The organism is Streptomyces mutomycini, from assembly GCF_001700505.1.
In the GTDB taxonomy this organism is placed as follows: Bacteria; Actinomycetota; Actinomycetes; order Streptomycetales; family Streptomycetaceae; genus Streptomyces; species Streptomyces mutomycini.
In genome coordinates this window covers 1-15846 of sequence record NZ_MAPV01000169.1, presented here as the reverse complement: position 1 = coordinate 15846, position 15846 = coordinate 1, and the positions used below count along the sequence as shown (strand labels likewise).

Genomic DNA, 15846 nt, shown 5'->3' with positions numbered 1-15846 from the left:
GCCGCCGCCGGCCCCGGATGGTCCGGGAACTCGGCGGCGGCGCCTGCGTGTTGTGTGCCGTCAGTCGCTGCTGTTCGCGTCGGCGCTCCGGGCGCCGGGACCCTTGTAGTCCTCGCCGTAGGCCCCCTTGGAGGGGCGGCGGCGGCGCAGCGGCGGCTCGACGCCGTCCGCGAGGCGGCGGGCGGTGACGAGGAAGCCGGTGTGGCCGATCATCCGGTGGTCGGGCCGGACTGCCAGGCCTTCGACGTGCCAGTTGCGGATCATCGACTCCCACGGCTGCGGTTCGGCGAAACAGCCGATCTCGCGGATGGACTCGACGGTCCGCGAGAGCTGGGTCGTGGTCGCGACGTACGCGCAGAGGATGCCGCCGGGCACGAGGGCCTTGGACACGGCCTCGAGGCACTCCCACGGGGCGAGCATGTCGAGGACGACGCGGTCGACGTCGGTGTCCGAGAGGTTGTCCTGGAGGTCGCCGACGGTGAGCTGCCAGGCCGGGTGCGGCGAGCCGAAGTACCGCTCGACGTTCTGCTGGGCGATCTCGGCGAAGTCCTCGCGGCGCTCGTAGGAGTGCAGCATGCCCTGCTCGCCGATGGCGCGCAGCAGGAAGGTGCTGAGCGCACCCGAGCCGACGCCGGCTTCGACGACGCGCGCGCCGGGGAAGATGTCGCCGAAGGCGAGGATCTGGCCCGCGTCCTTGGGATAGACCACGGCGGCACCGCGGGGCATGGACAGGACGTAGTCGGGGAGCAGGGGGCGCAGCGCGAGGTAGGCGACGTTTCCCGTGGTACGGACAACACTGCCCTCGGGAGCACCGATCAGCTCGTCGTGGGGGAAAGAACCCTTGTGGGTGTGGAAGTTCTTTCCGGCCTCGAGCGTGAAGGTGTAGTGGCGTCCCTTGGGGTCGGTGAGCTGGACCTGGTCCCCGACTTTGAATGGGCCGCGACGGCGGGCGGCACCGGTCGGTTCGGACATGTGACCAGCCTACCGGTATTTCGGGGGCCGTTTCCCGGGGCGTCAGGCCGAGGGCCGGGCCATGGCTTTGACGAAGGCGCGCTCGACGTCCGCGGTGGAGAGGACGCCGTAGATCTCGCCGGTGTCCTCGACCACCAGGTACTCGGTGGCCGGGGTGGCCTTCAGCCGGTCCAGGAGGGCCTCGCCCGCGAGTTCGGCGGGGACCTTCATGCCGTCGGTGAGGTCCTGGGCGAGGCCGCTGACGGCCACCCAGGGACGGCGGTGTTCGGGGACGCCCGCGATGGCCGCCTCCCGGACGACTCCCTTGGGGCTGCCCTGTCCGTCGACGACGACGAGGGCGCGGGCGCCGGCCTCGTTGGCTCGGCGCAGTGCCTCGGAGAGCGGGGTGGCCGACTCGACGGGTACGGCGCGCCGGGTGAGGGTGCGGGCCCGGAGGTCGGGGAGGTGTTCGCGGAGGCGGGCCATACGCAGGCTGTTGCCGGCGCCGGTCCAGATGATGCCTGCAAGGATCGCCGCGAGCAGCGCGTCGGTGACGGTCTCCATGCCGCTGATCTCGCTGGTGGCGTTGCCGAGGGCGCCCGTGTGGGTGAGGAGGGGCAGGCCGATGAGGACGGTGACGGCCAGGCCCCGGCCGACCCACGCGGCTGCGACGGTGCCGCTCATCGGCTTGCCCGTGATCTTCCAGACGACGGCGCGGAGCATGCGCCCGCCGTCCAGGGGCAGGCCGGGCAGCAGGTTGAAGGCGGCGACGATGAGGTTGGAGACCATCAGCCCGGCGAGCAGCACACCGGGCACGGTGCCCGCTTCGACGAACTGGAGCGGGATGTAGAACACCCCGCCGAGGACGAGGGAGAGCAGCGGCCCCACGAAGGCGAGGACGAATTCGCGGCCCGGGGTCTCCGTCTCCTTCTCGATCTCGGAGACACCGCCGAAGAACTGGAGCTGGATGCGGCGCACCGGCAGCTTGTAGCTCAGGGCGACGACGGTGTGGGCGAGCTCGTGGACGAGCACGGAGGCGTAGAAGGCGATCGCGAAGAAGAGCGCGACCAGGTAGCGGGCTCCGCCGAGTTCCGGCAGTACGCGGTCGAGCTGGCCGCCGAAGACCCAGGTGATCAGGGCGGCGACGACGAACCAGCTGGGGGCCACGTACACCGGCACGCCGAAGGGACGGCCCATCAGGAGGCCGCCGCCCGGTTCCGCCGGACGGCGCGGTTCGCCCTTGTCCGGTCCGGTGCCGGGGCCGTTGCCCCCTGCGCCGGGCTGCGGGCGCCCGCTGTCGCCGCTCTCGTCCACGGGGTCCCTTCGGTCGGTGCTTGTACCACGATCATGCTGTGCGCGAGCTCTGCCGTCGATGGTATGCCGCTGGGTGTCGGTGGCGGGCCGTAGGGTCTGCGACATGACGTCCGTACCGCGCCCGCCTCAGCCACCCTCGTCCCTGTCGCCGTCGCGCGCGAGCGATTTCATGCAGTGCCCTCTGCTGTACCGCTTCCGGGTCATCGACAAGCTGCCCGAGAAGCCCAGTGAGGCTGCTACCCGGGGCACGCTGGTGCATGCGGTGCTTGAGCGCCTGTTCGACGCCCCGGCGGTGGACCGGACGCCGCCGAGGGCCAAGGCGCTGATCCCCGGCCAGTGGGACCGGCTGCTCGAGTCGAAGCCCGAGCTGACCGAGCTGTTCGAGGGGGACCCGGAGGGAGAGCGCCTGGCGGGGTGGCTGGGCGAGGCGGAGCGGCTCGTGGAGCGGTGGTTCTCGCTGGAGGACCCGACCCGTCTGGAGCCCGCCGAGCGGGAGCTGTTCGTCGAGACGGAGCTGGATTCGGGGCTGCGGCTGCGCGGGGTGATCGACCGCGTCGACGTGACCCCAGCGGGTGATGTCCGCATCGTGGACTACAAGACCGGCAAGGCTCCGCGCCCGGAGTACGCGGAGGGCGCGCTGTTCCAGATGAAGTTCTACGCCCTGGTGGTGTGGCGCCTGAAGAACGTGGTGCCCCGGCGGCTCCAGCTGGTCTATCTCGGCAGCGGTGACGTGCTGACCTACGACCCCGTCGTCGCCGACCTCGAGCGGGTGGAACGCAAGCTGCTCGCGCTGTGGGACGCGATCCGGCTGGCCACCGAGACCGGCGAGTGGCGGCCGAGGCCGACGAAGCTGTGCGGCTGGTGCGACCACCGGGCGGTCTGTCCTGAATTCGGCGGGACTCCCCCGGTCTATCCGCTGCCGGTCCGCCCGGCCGGACCGGCGGAGGCTGTGCAGGGCAGAATGGAGCCGGTCCGGTCCGAGGCCGGCCCGCCGGTGGCCCTCGAAGGCCCTTAAGGAGATCACGTGGCTATCCGCGTCCTGCTCGTCGATGATCAACCACTGCTGCGCACCGGTTTCCGGATGATCCTGGAGGCCGAAGGCGATCTCGCGGTGGTCGGTGAGGCCGGTGACGGCCTGCAGGCCATCGATCAGGTGCGCGCGCTGCAGCCCGATGTCGTGCTCATGGACATCCGTATGCCGCGGATGGACGGGGTCGAGGCGACCCGCCAGATCACTGGCCCCGGGCGGGACGGCCCGGCGAAGGTCCTGGTGCTGACGACGTTCGATCTCGACGAGTACGTGGTGGAGGCGCTGCGCGCGGGCGCCAGCGGCTTCCTGCTGAAGGACGCGCCGGCCAACGAGCTGGTGCAGGCCATCCGGGTGGTGGCCTCGGGAGAGGCGATGCTGGCGCCGAGCATCACCCGCCGGCTGCTCGACAAGTACGCCGACCATCTGCCCTCGGGCGAGGAGCCCGTGCCGAACGCGCTCGGCACCCTCACCGAGCGTGAGGTGGAGGTGCTGAAGCTGGTGGCGCGCGGCCTGTCCAACGCGGAGATCGCGGCCGACCTGTTCGTGAGCGAGACGACGGTCAAGACGCACGTGGGCCATGTGCTGACGAAGCTGAGCCTGCGCGACCGCGTGCAGGCCGCGGTCTACGCGTACGAGAGCGGGCTGGTGCGTCCCGGCGCCCAGTGAGACGGGGCGGACGTGAGACCGGCGCGGTCCGGGGCCACTGGCCCCGGACCGCGCCGGTCTCTGTACGGTGCCGCGTCAGGACTCGCCGCGCCCGAGCTCCCAGAGCTGGAGGTCTGCCGAGGAGTTGACGGCGTACTCCACGCCGGTCAGCCCGTCGAGCGAGGCGACGTACTGCTTGCCCTGCCAGACCGGGAGCACGGGGACGTCGTTGGCAACGATGTCCTGGAGCTTCTCGAAGGCCGGTGTCGCGGCGCTGCGGTCCGCCTCGCGGCGGGACTGCGGGATGAGCGTGTTCTGCGCCGTGGCCGACTCGTACGGCGAGTTGAGGAAGTTGTTCTTGTCGAGGAACGGAGCCGTGTAGGTGTCCGGGTCCGGGAAGTCGGGGAACCAGCCCATGCCGTAGACCGCGTAGTCGCCCTTCTTCTGCGCGGGGCGGAATTCGGCCCACGGGGTGCCCTTGACGTCGACCTCGAACAGCTTCGAGTCGTTGAGCTGCTTCGCCAGCGTCTCGAACTCGGCCTTGGTGGCGGGGCCGTAGTGGTCGGTCGTGTAGTGGAGCGTGAACTTCACCGGGGTGCTGACGCCCGCCTTCTCCAGGGTCTCCGCGGCCCCGGCGACGCTGGGCTCGCCGTACTTGTTGAAGAACGAGTTGGTGTGGCTGGTGATGCCGGACGGGATCAGCGAGTAGAGCGGCTCGGCCGTGCTGCCGTACACCTTGTTCGCGATGGCCCCGCGGTCGATGATCTGCGCCATCGCCTGGCGCACGCCCTTGTTCTTCACCGCGGGATCCTCGGTGTTGAACGCGAGGTAGCTGATGGCCAGGCCGGGCATCTCGCTGAGCTTGGTGCCCTCCTTGGGCTTCGCCAGCATCTCCTGCGCCTGCTCGGGCGACATGGTGCGCGTCATCATGTCGATCTTCTGCTCGTCGAGCGCCTTCCCCATCGCCTTCGCATCGGGGAAGAGTTCCAGTTCGACCTTCTCGTTGCTGATCTTCAGGTCACCCTTGTACTTCGGGTTCCTCGTGTAGACCACCTTGACGATCTGGTTGTCCTTGACTTCCGGCTTCATCGTGTAGGGGCCGGAACCGTCGACCTGGAAGCCTTCGCGGGGCGCCTTCGCGGGGTACTTGTCCTTCTGGACGATGCCCGCGGGCGGCGTGGCCAGCTTGTAGGGGAAGGTCGCGTCCGAGGTGCGCAGGTGGAAGACGACCTGGTCCTCGCCCTTGGTCTCGATCGTGTCGATGTTGTCGAGCAGGCCGATCGGGCCGCTCTCGTCCTTGATGTCGACGACCCGCTGGATGGAGTACTTCACGTCCTCGGGGGTGACGGGGGTGCCGTCGGCGAAGGTGAGGCCGTCACGCAGCGTGCAGCGGTAGCTCTCGTTCTCCGTGTCGGTGAAGGTGCAGCTCTTGGCCGCCTCGGGCACCGGCTCGCCGCCGCCGCGCGGTATGTGGGTCAGGGTCTGCACGGTCTGTCGCAGCACGTTCCACACGCCGGCTTCGTACCCGATGGCCGGGTCGAGCGGGGCCGGGTTGTCCTTCGAGGCGATGAACTGGTCCGTCGTCCCGACCACGATGGCTTCGCCCCCGTCGTCAGACCCGCCACACGCGGCGAGCACGGGCGCGAGCAGGCCCACAACGGCCGGCAGCACCAGCGTCTTACGGTTCATCTGGACGTTCTCCCTCATTCCGGCATGTGAGAAAACCGAGATTAGTAGGCGCCGCAGGGGAGCTTGACCGGTGCGATTCGCACCCGTATCCACTCGGTGATCGCCGATGACGGGTTGTCCATGTCACGCTCGGGAATGTTTCGTACACGACTCCATGAAACCGGACGTATGGGGTCGCGAAACGGACGCCCGGACCAGACCAACGACCCTGTGTACGTCACATCGAGTGACCAAGGTCACGCCGCCGCAGCAACGGCCGTATTGACATGGACCTGATTTATGCGGGGCGAAAGCGGGGAACGAACAGATTTCGCGGCGCCGTTCTTGTCACCTACTGACGAAGAACCCTCGGTGTGCCATTCGTCACGCGTCCGCGATCAGGCCCCGCAGAAAAGCCAGATCCACCTGCTCCAGGGAGGACACGACCGCCCTTCCCGGGGCGGGGGCGATCGGCGCCACGGACGGCACGGCGACGACGCGGCAGCCCGCCGCCTCGGCGGCGGCGACTCCCGTCGCGGTGTCCTCGACGACCGCGCAGCGCCACGGGTCGGCTCCGAAGCCCGCCGCCGCCGCGAGGTAGGGCTCCGGATGGGGCTTGGTACGGGTCACCTCGTCACCCGCCACCGTGAGCGCGAAGTGGTGACGGCCCACCGAGTCCAGGACCCGGTCGATGATGCGCCGGTGCGAGGCGGAGACCAGTGCGGTGGGCACCTCGTGCGCGGCGAGTTCGGCGAGCAGCCGGGCGGCGCCCGGCATCAGCGGCACACCGCGCCCGATGCGCTTCTCGAAGCGGTCGTTGAGCAGCACGGTGAGTTCCCCGATGGCGATGTCGGCGCCCGTGACCTCGATGAGGTAGCCGGCGCTCCGGGTCATCGGGCCGCCGACGACCACGTCACGCCACGCCTCGTCCAGGCGGTGACCGAGGTCGGCGAAGACCTCGACCTCCACGTCCCACCAGAATCCCTCGGTGTCGACCAGTGTGCCGTCCATGTCGAGGAGGACGGCTTGCAGCGTCGACCCTTCGGCCGTACGGATCAGGGACGCGGGGACCGTACTGGTCATCCGGCACACCTCCATGAGGGACGAGAAGGCCGGCCGCCTTCCCGGTGGGAACGGCGACCGGCCTGCACTGGACCGACCAGTCTACGACTCGTGGCGGTGCGGCGCGCGTACTGGCGCCTTACCGCGCGTCGAACAGTGTCCTACCGTGCGTTGAAGTACTTCGCCTCCGGGTGGTGGATGACGATGGCGTCCGTGGACTGCTCGGGGTGCAGCTGGAACTCCTCGGAGAGCTTCACGCCGATCCGCTCGGGCTGCAGGAGCTCGGCGATCTTCGCCCGGTCCTCCAGGTCCGGGCAGGCCCCGTAACCCAGCGAGAAGCGCGCCCCGCGGTACTTCAGCGCGAACATGTCCTCGACCTCGGAGGGGTCCTCCCCCGAGAAACCGAGCTCGCTGCGGACCCGCGCGTGCCAGTACTCCGCGAGCGCCTCGGCCAGCTGCACGGACAGACCGTGCAGCTCCAGGTAGTCGCGGTAGGAGTTCGACTCGAAGAGCTCGGCGGTGGCTCCGCCGATCTTCGAGCCGACGGTGACGACCTGGAGTCCGATCACGTCCGTCTCCCCCGACTCCTCGGGGCGGAAGAAGTCCGCGAGGCAGAGGCGGCGGCCGCGGCGCTGGCGCGGGAAGGTGAAACGGGTGCGCTCCGAGCCGTCCTCGTGCAGGAGGATCAGGTCGTCGCCCTTGGAGACGCAGGGGAAGTAGCCGTAGACGACGGCGGCCTCCAGCAGGTTCTCGGTGTGGAGCTTGTCGAGCCAGCCGCGCAGGTGCGGACGGCCCTCGGTCTCCACGAGCTCCTCGTACGTCGGCCCGTCGCCCGCACGGGCCTGCTTGAGGCCCCATTGGCCCTTGAACAGGGCGCCCTCGTCCAGCCAGGAGGCGTACTCCTTGAGCTGGATGCCCTTGACCACACGGGTGCCCCAGAACGGCGGCTCGGGGACCGGGTTGGTGACGGACACGTCGGAGCGCACGCCCTCCTCCGTCTCCTCGGCCTCCGGTACCGCGACGTCCCGCTTGGGCACCCTGCGCTGCTTCAGCTCGGGCAGCACGGCACCCGGGACGCCCCGCTTGACCGCGATGAGGGCGTCCATGAGCCGCAGCCCCTCGAACGCGTCGCGGGCGTAGCGGACCTCGCCCTCGTAGATCTCGTGCAGGTCCTGCTCCACGTAGGCACGGGTGAGAGCGGCACCGCCGAGGATCACCGGGTAGTCGGCCGACAGCTTGCGCTGGTTCAGCTCCTCCAGGTTCTCCTTCATGATCACTGTCGACTTCACCAGGAGGCCGGACATGCCGATGACATCCGCCCGGTGCTCCTCGGCGGCCTCCAGGATCGCGGAGACGGGCTGCTTGATGCCCAGGTTGACCACGTTGTAGCCGTTGTTCGACAGGATGATGTCGACGAGGTTCTTGCCGATGTCGTGGACGTCGCCCCGGACGGTGGCGAGCACGATGGTGCCCTTGCCTTCGGCGTCCGACTTCTCCATGTGCGGTTCGAGGTGCGCCACCGCGGTCTTCATGACCTCGGCGGACTGGAGCACGAACGGCAGCTGCATCTGGCCGGAGCCGAAGAGCTCGCCGACGACCTTCATGCCCGCGAGCAGGGTGTCGTTGACGATTTCGAGGGCGGGCCGGGACCGCAGAGCCTCGTCGAGGTCGGCCTCCAGGCCGTTCTTCTCGCCGTCGATGATGCGGCGCTGCAGGCGCTCGTCCAGCGGCAGGGCGAGGAGCTCCTCCGCCTTGCCCGCCTTCATCGACTTCATGTTGACGCCCTCGAAGAGCTCCATGAGCCGCTGCAGCGGGTCGTAGCCCTCGGCTCGCCGGTCATACACGAGGTCGAGGGCGACCTTGACCTGCTCCTCCTCCAGCCGTGCGATCGGAAGGATCTTGGAGGCGTGCACGATCGCGGAGTCGAGACCGGCCTTGACGCACTCGTCGAGGAAGACGGAGTTCAGGACGACGCGGGCGGCCGGGTTCAGGCCGAAGGAGATGTTGGACAGGCCGAGCGTGGTCTGTACGTCGGGGTGCCGCTTCTTCAGCTCGCGGATCGCCTCGATCGTGGCGATGCCGTCCTTGCGGGACTCCTCCTGGCCCGTACAGATGGTGAAGGTCAGGCAGTCGATGAGGATGTCCGCCTCGTGGATGCCCCAGTTGCCGGTGAGGTCCTCGATGAGGCGCTCGGCGATGGCGACCTTGTGCTCGACGGTGCGGGCCTGGCCCTCCTCGTCGATCGTCAGCGCGATGAGCGCGGCGCCGTGCTCGGACGCCAGGGCGCTGACCTTGGCGAAGCGGGACTCGGGGCCGTCGCCGTCCTCGTAGTTGACGGAGTTGAGGACGGCTCGTCCGCCGAGCTTCTCCAGACCTGCCCGCAGCACGGGGACTTCGGTGGAGTCCAGGACGACGGGCAGGGTCGAGGCGGTCGCGAAGCGGCCGGCCAGCTCCTCCATGTCGGCGACACCGTCGCGGCCCACGTAGTCGACGCAGAGGTCGAGCATGTGCGCGCCCTCGCGGATCTGGTCGCGGGCCATCTCCACGCAGTCGTCCCAGCGTGCCTCCAGCATGGCCTCACGGAACTTCTTCGACCCGTTGGCGTTCGTACGCTCACCGATGGCCATGTACGCGGTGTCCTGGCGGAACGGGACGGTCTGGTAGAGCGAGGCGGCGCCCGGCTCGGGGCGCGGCTCGCGGACGGTGGGGACCATGCCGCGGACCCGCTCGACGACCTGGCGCAGGTGCTCGGGGGTCGTTCCGCAGCAGCCGCCGGTCAGGGAGAGGCCGTATTCGCGTACGAACGTCTCCTGGGCGTCCGCCAGCTCGGCCGGGGACAGCGGGTAGTGCGCGCCGTTCTTGCCGAGCACGGGCAGGCCGGCGTTCGGCATGCAGGAGAGCGGGACGCGGGAGTGCCGGGCGAGGTAGCGCAGGTGCTCGCTCATCTCGGCGGGGCCGGTGGCGCAGTTCAGGCCGATCATGTCGATGCCGAGCGGCTCCAGCGCGGTCAGCGCGGCGCCGATCTCGGAGCCGAGCAGCATCGTGCCGGTCGTCTCGACGGTGACGGAGCAGATGACGGGCAGGTCGGCGCCGGTGGCTTCGAGGGCGCGCCGGGCGCCGATGACGGACGCCTTGGTCTGCAGCAGGTCCTGGGTGGTCTCCACCAGGAGGGCGTCGGCGCCGCCGGCGATCATGCCTTCGGCGTTCTGCTGGTAGGCGTCGCGGAGCTTGCCGTACGGGGCGTGGCCCAGGGTCGGCAGCTTGGTGCCGGGGCCCATCGAGCCCAGCACCCAGCGCTGCTGCCCGGTGGACGCGGTGAACTCGTCGGCCACCTCGCGGGCGATGCGCGCCCCGGACTCGGAGAGCTCGAACACCCGCTCCGGGATGTCGTACTCACCCAGGGCCGCGAGGTTCGCGCCGAAGGTGTTGGTCTCGACGCAGTCCACGCCGACCGCGAAGTACTCCTCGTGCACCGAACGGACGATGTCGGGCCGGGTCACGTTGAGGATCTCGTTGCAGCCCTCGAGGTTCTCGAAGTCCTCGAGGGTGGGGTCCTGGGCCTGGAGCATGGTGCCCATGGCACCGTCGGCCACCACGACCCGGGCAGCGAGCGCCTCACGGAGCGCTGCGACTCGGGTCCGGCTGTCAGCTGAGGGGGTCGGCAACGAGGCCATGGATGTTCTCCCTGGGATGCGACGGCTGTCGGCTTTGCGCCCTTCTGCGGAGGAGGGCACGCGGCCAGCGTAGCCGGGAGGCGCCCGGGCCGGTCATCGCGTCCCACGGGGCGGACTGCATGCTGTGCGGGGAACGGGCCTCCCGATGGGTGGCGGAATGGGTGACGCATAATTTTCGCGCCACCGGACAGAGGTCGGCATGGACCGATAGTGTTCAGCATTGTCGAACCGAGGTGGAGGAGTACGGCGCGATGGCGAAGAACATCCAGTCGCTCGAGCGGGCAGCGGCGATGCTGCGCCTGCTGGCGGGCGGGGAGCGCCGGCTCGGTTTGTCCGACATCTCGTCGTCACTGGGTCTGGCCAAAGGTACCGCGCACGGAATCCTGCGCACCCTCCAGCACGAGGGCTTCGTCGAGCAGGACACCGCGTCCGGCCGCTACCAGCTCGGCGCCGAACTGCTGCGCCTGGGCAACAGCTATCTCGACGTGCACGAGCTGCGCGCCCGCGCGCTGGTGTGGACCGACGACCTGGCCCGCTCCAGCGGGGAGAGCGTCCACCTGGGCGTGCTGCACCAGCACGGGGTCCTGATCGTCCACCACGTCTTCCGGCCCGACGACAGCCGCCAGGTGCTGGAGGTCGGCGCCATGCAGCCGCTGCACTCCACGGCCCTGGGCAAGGTGCTCGCCGCCTACGACCCGGTCGCGCACAGCGAGGCCACCGAGGTGGAGCGGCGGCCCTTCACGCCGCGCACCGTCACGGGCGACGAGGAGTTCGAGTCGCTGCTCGACCTGATCCGGGCGCAGGGCTGGGCCTCCGACGTCGAGGAGACCTGGGAGGGCGTGGCGGCGGCGGCCGCCCCCATCCACGACCGGCGCAGGATGCCGGTGGGAGCCGTGGCCGTGACCGGCGCCGTGGAGCGCGTCTGCGCGGGCGGCGAGCTGCGGCCCGAGCTCGTCGCGGCGGTGCGGGACTGCGCCCGTGCCGTCTCCCGGGATCTGGGCGCCGGACGCTTCTGAGCACCCCCGCGACGTCGATAACGATCGAGTCGCGCGTCACACACCTCTTGACGCACTCACCATCGGGGAGAAACATTGCCGTTCACCGGTCGGCATTGCCGAACACCTAACGGCAATACGCGTTAGGGTGTGACAGTGCCGAGGGCCGGTCAAGCCCTGCAGGTGACGTATCCGTGCTCGACGGGTACCCACCTTGGGCGCGATCCACCGGAGGGACCCGGTGTTTCGCCTTCCCCTGGACGAAGGACAAAGGAGTCGCTGGTGTCCAGCTCCGACATCTTCATCGGCGAGACCATCGGTACCGCCATACTCATCCTGCTCGGCGGCGGTGTCTGTGCCGCCGTCACTCTCAAGCGCTCCAAGGCGCACAACGCCGGCTGGCTGGCCATCACCTTCGGGTGGGGCTTCGCCGTGCTGACCGGTGCCTACATCGCCGCCGGTGTGTCCGGCGCGCACCTCAATCCGGCCGTCACGATCGGTCTCGCGATCCAGGGGAGCACCGCGTGGAGCGATGTGCCCCTCTACCTCGCCTCCGAACTGTTCGGCGCGATGATCGGCGCCGTGCTCGTCTGGGCCGTCTACTACGGACAGTTCCACGCGCACCTCACCGATCCCGAGATCGTGAAGAACCAGCCGGCCGAGGAGGGCATGGTCGACCAGACGTCGGCGCCCAAGGCCGGTCCGGTACTCGGCATCTTCTCCACGGGCCCGGAGATCCGGAACGCGGTGCAGAACGTCGCCACGGAGGTCATCGCCACCTTCGTACTGGTCCTGGCGATCCTCACGCAGGGCCTCAACGACGAGGGCAACGGCCTCGGCACGCTCGGTGTCCTGATCACCGCTCTGGTGGTAGTCGGCATCGGTCTGTCGCTCGGCGGCCCGACCGGCTACGCGATCAACCCGGTGCGCGACCTCGGTCCGCGTATCGTGCACGCGCTGCTGCCCCTGCCGAACAAGGGCGGGTCGGACTGGGGCTACGCCTGGGTTCCGGTGGTAGGACCGCTGATCGGGGCCGCACTGGCCGGCGGGCTCTACAACCTCGCCTTCGCCTGAGCCGCACCCTCCACACCACACAGACTCCCGGGAGCCAATCGTGACCGACGCACACACCACCGGCCCGTTCATCGCGGCCATCGACCAGGGCACCACGTCCAGCCGCTGCATCGTCTTCGACAAGGACGGCAGGATCGTTTCGGTCGACCAGAAGGAGCACGAGCAGATCTTCCCCAAGCCGGGCTGGGTCGAGCACGACGCTAAAGAGATCTGGGAGAACGTCCAGGAGGTCGTCGCCGGGGCGATCGTCAAGGCGGGCATCACCTCCGCCGACGTCAAGGCGATCGGCATCACCAACCAGCGCGAGACCACCCTGCTCTGGGACAGGAACACCGGTGAGCCGGTGTACAACGCCCTCGTATGGCAGGACACCCGCACGGACGCCCTCTGCCGGGAGCTCGGCCGCAACGTGGGCCAGGACCGCTTCCGCCGCGAGACGGGCCTGCCCCTCGCGTCGTACTTCGCCGGTCCCAAGGTCCGCTGGCTGCTCGACAACGTCGAGGGCCTGCGCGAGCGCGCCGAGCGCGGCGACATCCTCTTCGGCACCATGGACTCCTGGGTCATCTGGAACCTGACCGGCGGCACCGACGGCGGCGTCCACGTCACCGACGTCACCAACGCCTCGCGCACCCTCCTGATGAACCTGCACAAGATGCAGTGGGACGACAAGATCGTCCAGTCGATGGACATCCCGCCCGCCGTCCTGCCGGAGATCCGGTCGTCCGCCGAGGTGTACGGCACCGCCAAGGGCGGGGTCCTCGACGGCGTCCCGGTGGCCTCCGCGCTCGGCGACCAGCAGGCCGCCCTGTTCGGCCAGACCTGTTTCGCCCAGGGCGAGGCCAAGTCCACGTACGGCACCGGCACCTTCATGCTGATGAACACCGGCCACACCCCGGTGAACTCGTACAACGGGCTGCTGACGACCGTCGGCTACCAGATCGGCGACCAGAAGCCGGTGTACGCCCTCGAGGGGTCCATCGCCGTCACCGGTTCGCTGGTCCAGTGGATGCGTGACCAGATGGGCCTGATCAAGTCCGCGGCCGAGATCGAGACGCTCGCCTCCTCCGTCGAGGACAACGGCGGCGCGTACTTCGTGCCCGCGTTCTCCGGCCTGTTCGCCCCGTACTGGCGCCCCGACGCCCGCGGTGTCATCGCGGGTCTCACCCGTTACGTCACCAAGGCGCACATCGCCCGGGCCGTACTCGAGGCCACCGCCTGGCAGACCCGCGAGATCAGCGACGCCATGACCAAGGACTCCGGCGTCGAACTGACCGCGCTCAAGGTCGACGGCGGCATGACCTCCAACAACCTGCTGATGCAGACGCTCTCCGACTTCCTGGACGCGCCCGTCGTGCGCCCCATGGTCGCCGAGACCACCTGCCTCGGCGCCGCCTACGCCGCCGGCCTCGCCGTCGGCTTCTGGCCGGACACCGACGCACTGCGCGCCAACTGGCGCCGTGCCGCCGAGTGGACACCCCGCATGGACGCGGACACACGTGACCGCGAGTACAAGAGCTGGCTCAAGGCCGTCGAACGGACCATGGGCTGGATCGAGGACGAAGAGAGCTGAGGAGCAATCGACATGACCACCCTGCAGAGCGTCCCCGCCCTCGGGACGCATCCGGCCTCCGGCTCCCTCCCGAGCCGCGCCGAGACCCGGGAGCAGCTTTCCAAGGCGACGTACGACCTCCTGGTGATCGGCGGCGGCATCCTGGGCATCTCCACCGCCTGGCATGCGGCGCAGTCCGGACTGCGGGTGGCCCTGGTGGACGCCGGTGACTTCGCCGGCGCCACCTCCTCCGCCTCCTCCAAGCTGCTCCACGGCGGTCTGCGCTACCTGCAGACCGGCGCGGTGAAGCTGGTCGCGGAGAACCACTTCGAGAGGCGCGCGGTGTCCCGCCAGGTCGCCCCGCACCTGGCCAACCCGCTCACCTTCTACCTGCCCGTCTACAAGGGCGGGCCGCACGGCGCCGCCAAGCTGGGAGCGGGCGTCTTCGCCTACTCCGCGCTGTCCGCGTTCGGTGACGGCGTCGGCCATGTGATCAGCCCGGCCCGTGCGCAGCGCGATGTGCCCGAGCTGCGCACGGACAACCTGAAGGCCGTCGCGGTCTACGGCGACGACCAGATGAACGACGCCCGGATGGCGCTGATGACGGTCCGTGCGGCCGTCGACGCCGGCGCCGTCGTCCTCAACCACGCCGCCGTCACCGGGCTGCGCTTCACCCGGGGCCGGGTCACCGGCGCCGAGCTGGAGGACCGTCAGGACGGTACGGAGTTCGGCGTGAACGCCCGCCTCGTGCTGAACGCCACCGGCCCGTGGGTCGACCACCTGCGGAAGCTGGAGGACCCGAACGCGGCGCCCTCCATACGCCTGTCCAAGGGCGCGCACCTCGTGCTGAAGCGCACCCGCCCGTGGAAGGCCGCACTGGCGACGCCCATCGACAAGTACCGGATCACCTTCGCCCTGCCGTGGGAGGACATGCTGCTCCTCGGTACGACCGACGAGGAGTACGAGGGCGACCCGGCCGATGTAGCGGTCACCGAGAAGGACACGGCACAGATCCTCGACGAGGCCGCGTTCTCCGTCCGGGACCAGCAGCTGTCCCGCGATCTGATCACGTACTCCTTCGCGGGGCTGCGGGTCCTGCCGGGCGGTCCCGGGAGCACGTCGAAGGCCAAGCGCGAGACCGTCGTGACCGAGGGCCGCGGCGGCATGCTGTCGGTCGCGGGCGGCAAGTGGACCACGTTCCGCCACATCGGCCGTACGGTGATGAACAAGCTGGCCGAACTGCCCGGGCGCCCGCTCGCCGAGGACATGGAGCCGATGGCGCGGCTGCCGAGGAAGGTGCCGCTGCCCGGCATCGCCAACCCGAACGCGGTCGCGCACCGGCTGCTGGTCGACGGCGGTACGCCGGGGCCGCGGATGTCCGCCGACACGGCGCGGCACCTCGCGACGCACTACGGCTCGCTCTCCTTCGACATCGCGCGGCTGGCGAACGAGAACCCGGCGCTGGCCGAGCGCATCCACCCCGACGCCCCGGAGATCTGGGCGCAGGTCGCGTACGCACGCGACCGGGAGTGGGCACAGACGGCGGACGACGTGCTGCGCCGCCGCACGACGCTGACGATCCGTGGGCTGGCCACGGACGGCATCAGGGCAGACGTCGAGCGCATGCTGGCCGACGGCAACTGACGCGAGCGGCTCGCGGAAGCGGGGGCGGTCTCCCGGTCGGGAGGCCGCCCCCGCGGCATCGGCCGTAGGGCGTGCCCCCGCAGCCTCCGTACGGGGGCGATGTGACGCGGGGACAGAGGCGCGCGGGCGCCGCCCTGTCCTCACCCCGGAGGCGGGCCGCCGCCGGCTCCGCTCGCGCCCGCCGCGGCCTCCTGCGCCCGGTTCAGGCCCCGGCCGGGGCCCCGGCGAAGGGGACCTGGG

Annotated in this window: 11 protein-coding genes; 6 read left to right on the top strand and 5 right to left on the bottom strand. The window is 69.9% G+C overall.

Annotated features, from left to right (window positions below; all coding sequences use genetic code 11):
* Positions 1 to 60: 60 nt before the first annotated feature.
* Together BFF76_RS23205 and BFF76_RS23200 are read right to left on the bottom strand one after the other, a co-directional pair.
* Positions 61 to 972 carry a tRNA (adenine-N1)-methyltransferase gene (locus tag BFF76_RS23205; RefSeq protein ID WP_053930958.1) on the bottom strand — a complete coding sequence of 304 codons (912 nt, stop codon included), beginning with the start codon at positions 970 to 972 and terminating at the stop codon, positions 61 to 63.
* A gap of 42 nt (positions 973 to 1014) precedes the next feature.
* Complete coding sequence (locus BFF76_RS23200; protein ID WP_031099477.1) at positions 1015 to 2265, bottom strand: site-2 protease family protein; 1251 nt, start codon at positions 2263 to 2265, stop codon at positions 1015 to 1017.
* Positions 2266 to 2434: 169 nt separating this feature from the next.
* Between BFF76_RS23200 and BFF76_RS23195 the strand changes: the two genes are divergently transcribed.
* Positions 2435 to 3280, top strand: coding sequence for a RecB family exonuclease (locus tag BFF76_RS23195; protein WP_031099478.1), 846 nt, complete (start codon positions 2435 to 2437; stop codon positions 3278 to 3280).
* A gap of 9 nt (positions 3281 to 3289) precedes the next feature.
* Positions 3290 to 3961, top strand: coding sequence for a response regulator (locus BFF76_RS23190; RefSeq protein ID WP_031099480.1), 672 nt, complete (start codon positions 3290 to 3292; stop codon positions 3959 to 3961).
* A 75-nt stretch (positions 3962 to 4036) separates the two neighbouring features.
* Here BFF76_RS23190 and BFF76_RS23185 read toward each other — a convergent pair whose 3' ends face one another.
* The 3 genes from BFF76_RS23185 to metH all read right to left on the bottom strand — a co-directional run bounded on the left by BFF76_RS23185 (position 4037) and on the right by metH (position 10344).
* Positions 4037 to 5629: an ABC transporter substrate-binding protein gene (locus BFF76_RS23185; RefSeq protein ID WP_031099482.1), complete on the bottom strand. Its 1593-nt coding sequence runs from the start codon at positions 5627 to 5629 to the stop codon at positions 4037 to 4039.
* Positions 5630 to 5992: 363 nt separating this feature from the next.
* Positions 5993 to 6691 carry an HAD family hydrolase gene (locus tag BFF76_RS23180; protein ID WP_031099484.1) on the bottom strand — a complete coding sequence of 233 codons (699 nt, stop codon included), beginning with the start codon at positions 6689 to 6691 and terminating at the stop codon, positions 5993 to 5995.
* Positions 6692 to 6831: 140 nt separating this feature from the next.
* Positions 6832 to 10344, bottom strand: coding sequence for a methionine synthase (metH, locus tag BFF76_RS23175; protein ID WP_053930957.1), 3513 nt, complete (start codon positions 10342 to 10344; stop codon positions 6832 to 6834).
* A 251-nt stretch (positions 10345 to 10595) separates the two neighbouring features.
* Between metH and BFF76_RS23170 the strand changes: the two genes are divergently transcribed.
* The 4 genes from BFF76_RS23170 (at position 10596) to BFF76_RS23155 (ending at position 15606) form a co-directional block, all read left to right on the top strand.
* Complete coding sequence (locus BFF76_RS23170; protein ID WP_065848993.1) at positions 10596 to 11360, top strand: IclR family transcriptional regulator; 765 nt, start codon at positions 10596 to 10598, stop codon at positions 11358 to 11360.
* Positions 11361 to 11621: 261 nt separating this feature from the next.
* Complete coding sequence (locus BFF76_RS23165; protein WP_031099487.1) at positions 11622 to 12413, top strand: MIP/aquaporin family protein; 792 nt, start codon at positions 11622 to 11624, stop codon at positions 12411 to 12413.
* A 40-nt stretch (positions 12414 to 12453) separates the two neighbouring features.
* Positions 12454 to 13983: a glycerol kinase GlpK gene (gene glpK / locus BFF76_RS23160; RefSeq protein WP_031099489.1), complete on the top strand. Its 1530-nt coding sequence runs from the start codon at positions 12454 to 12456 to the stop codon at positions 13981 to 13983.
* A gap of 12 nt (positions 13984 to 13995) precedes the next feature.
* Entirely contained in the window at positions 13996 to 15606 is a 1611-nt protein-coding gene (locus BFF76_RS23155; RefSeq protein WP_031099491.1) for a glycerol-3-phosphate dehydrogenase/oxidase, read from the top strand.
* Positions 15607 to 15846: the final 240 nt, after the last annotated feature.

Excerpts from the sequence above, each read along its gene's own strand:
- BFF76_RS23205 (WP_053930958.1), bottom strand. The coding sequence starts at position 972 with ATGTCCGAACCGACCGGTGCCGCCCGCCGTCGCGGCCCATTCAAAGTC.
- BFF76_RS23195 (WP_031099478.1), top strand. The coding sequence starts at position 2,435 with ATGCAGTGCCCTCTGCTGTACCGCTTCCGGGTCATCGACAAGCTGCCC.
- BFF76_RS23185 (WP_031099482.1), bottom strand. The coding sequence starts at position 5,629 with ATGAACCGTAAGACGCTGGTGCTGCCGGCCGTTGTGGGCCTGCTCGCG.
- BFF76_RS23180 (WP_031099484.1), bottom strand. The coding sequence starts at position 6,691 with ATGACCAGTACGGTCCCCGCGTCCCTGATCCGTACGGCCGAAGGGTCG.
- metH (WP_053930957.1), bottom strand. The coding sequence starts at position 10,344 with ATGGCCTCGTTGCCGACCCCCTCAGCTGACAGCCGGACCCGAGTCGCA.
- BFF76_RS23170 (WP_065848993.1), top strand. The coding sequence starts at position 10,596 with ATGGCGAAGAACATCCAGTCGCTCGAGCGGGCAGCGGCGATGCTGCGC.
- BFF76_RS23155 (WP_031099491.1), top strand. The coding sequence starts at position 13,996 with ATGACCACCCTGCAGAGCGTCCCCGCCCTCGGGACGCATCCGGCCTCC.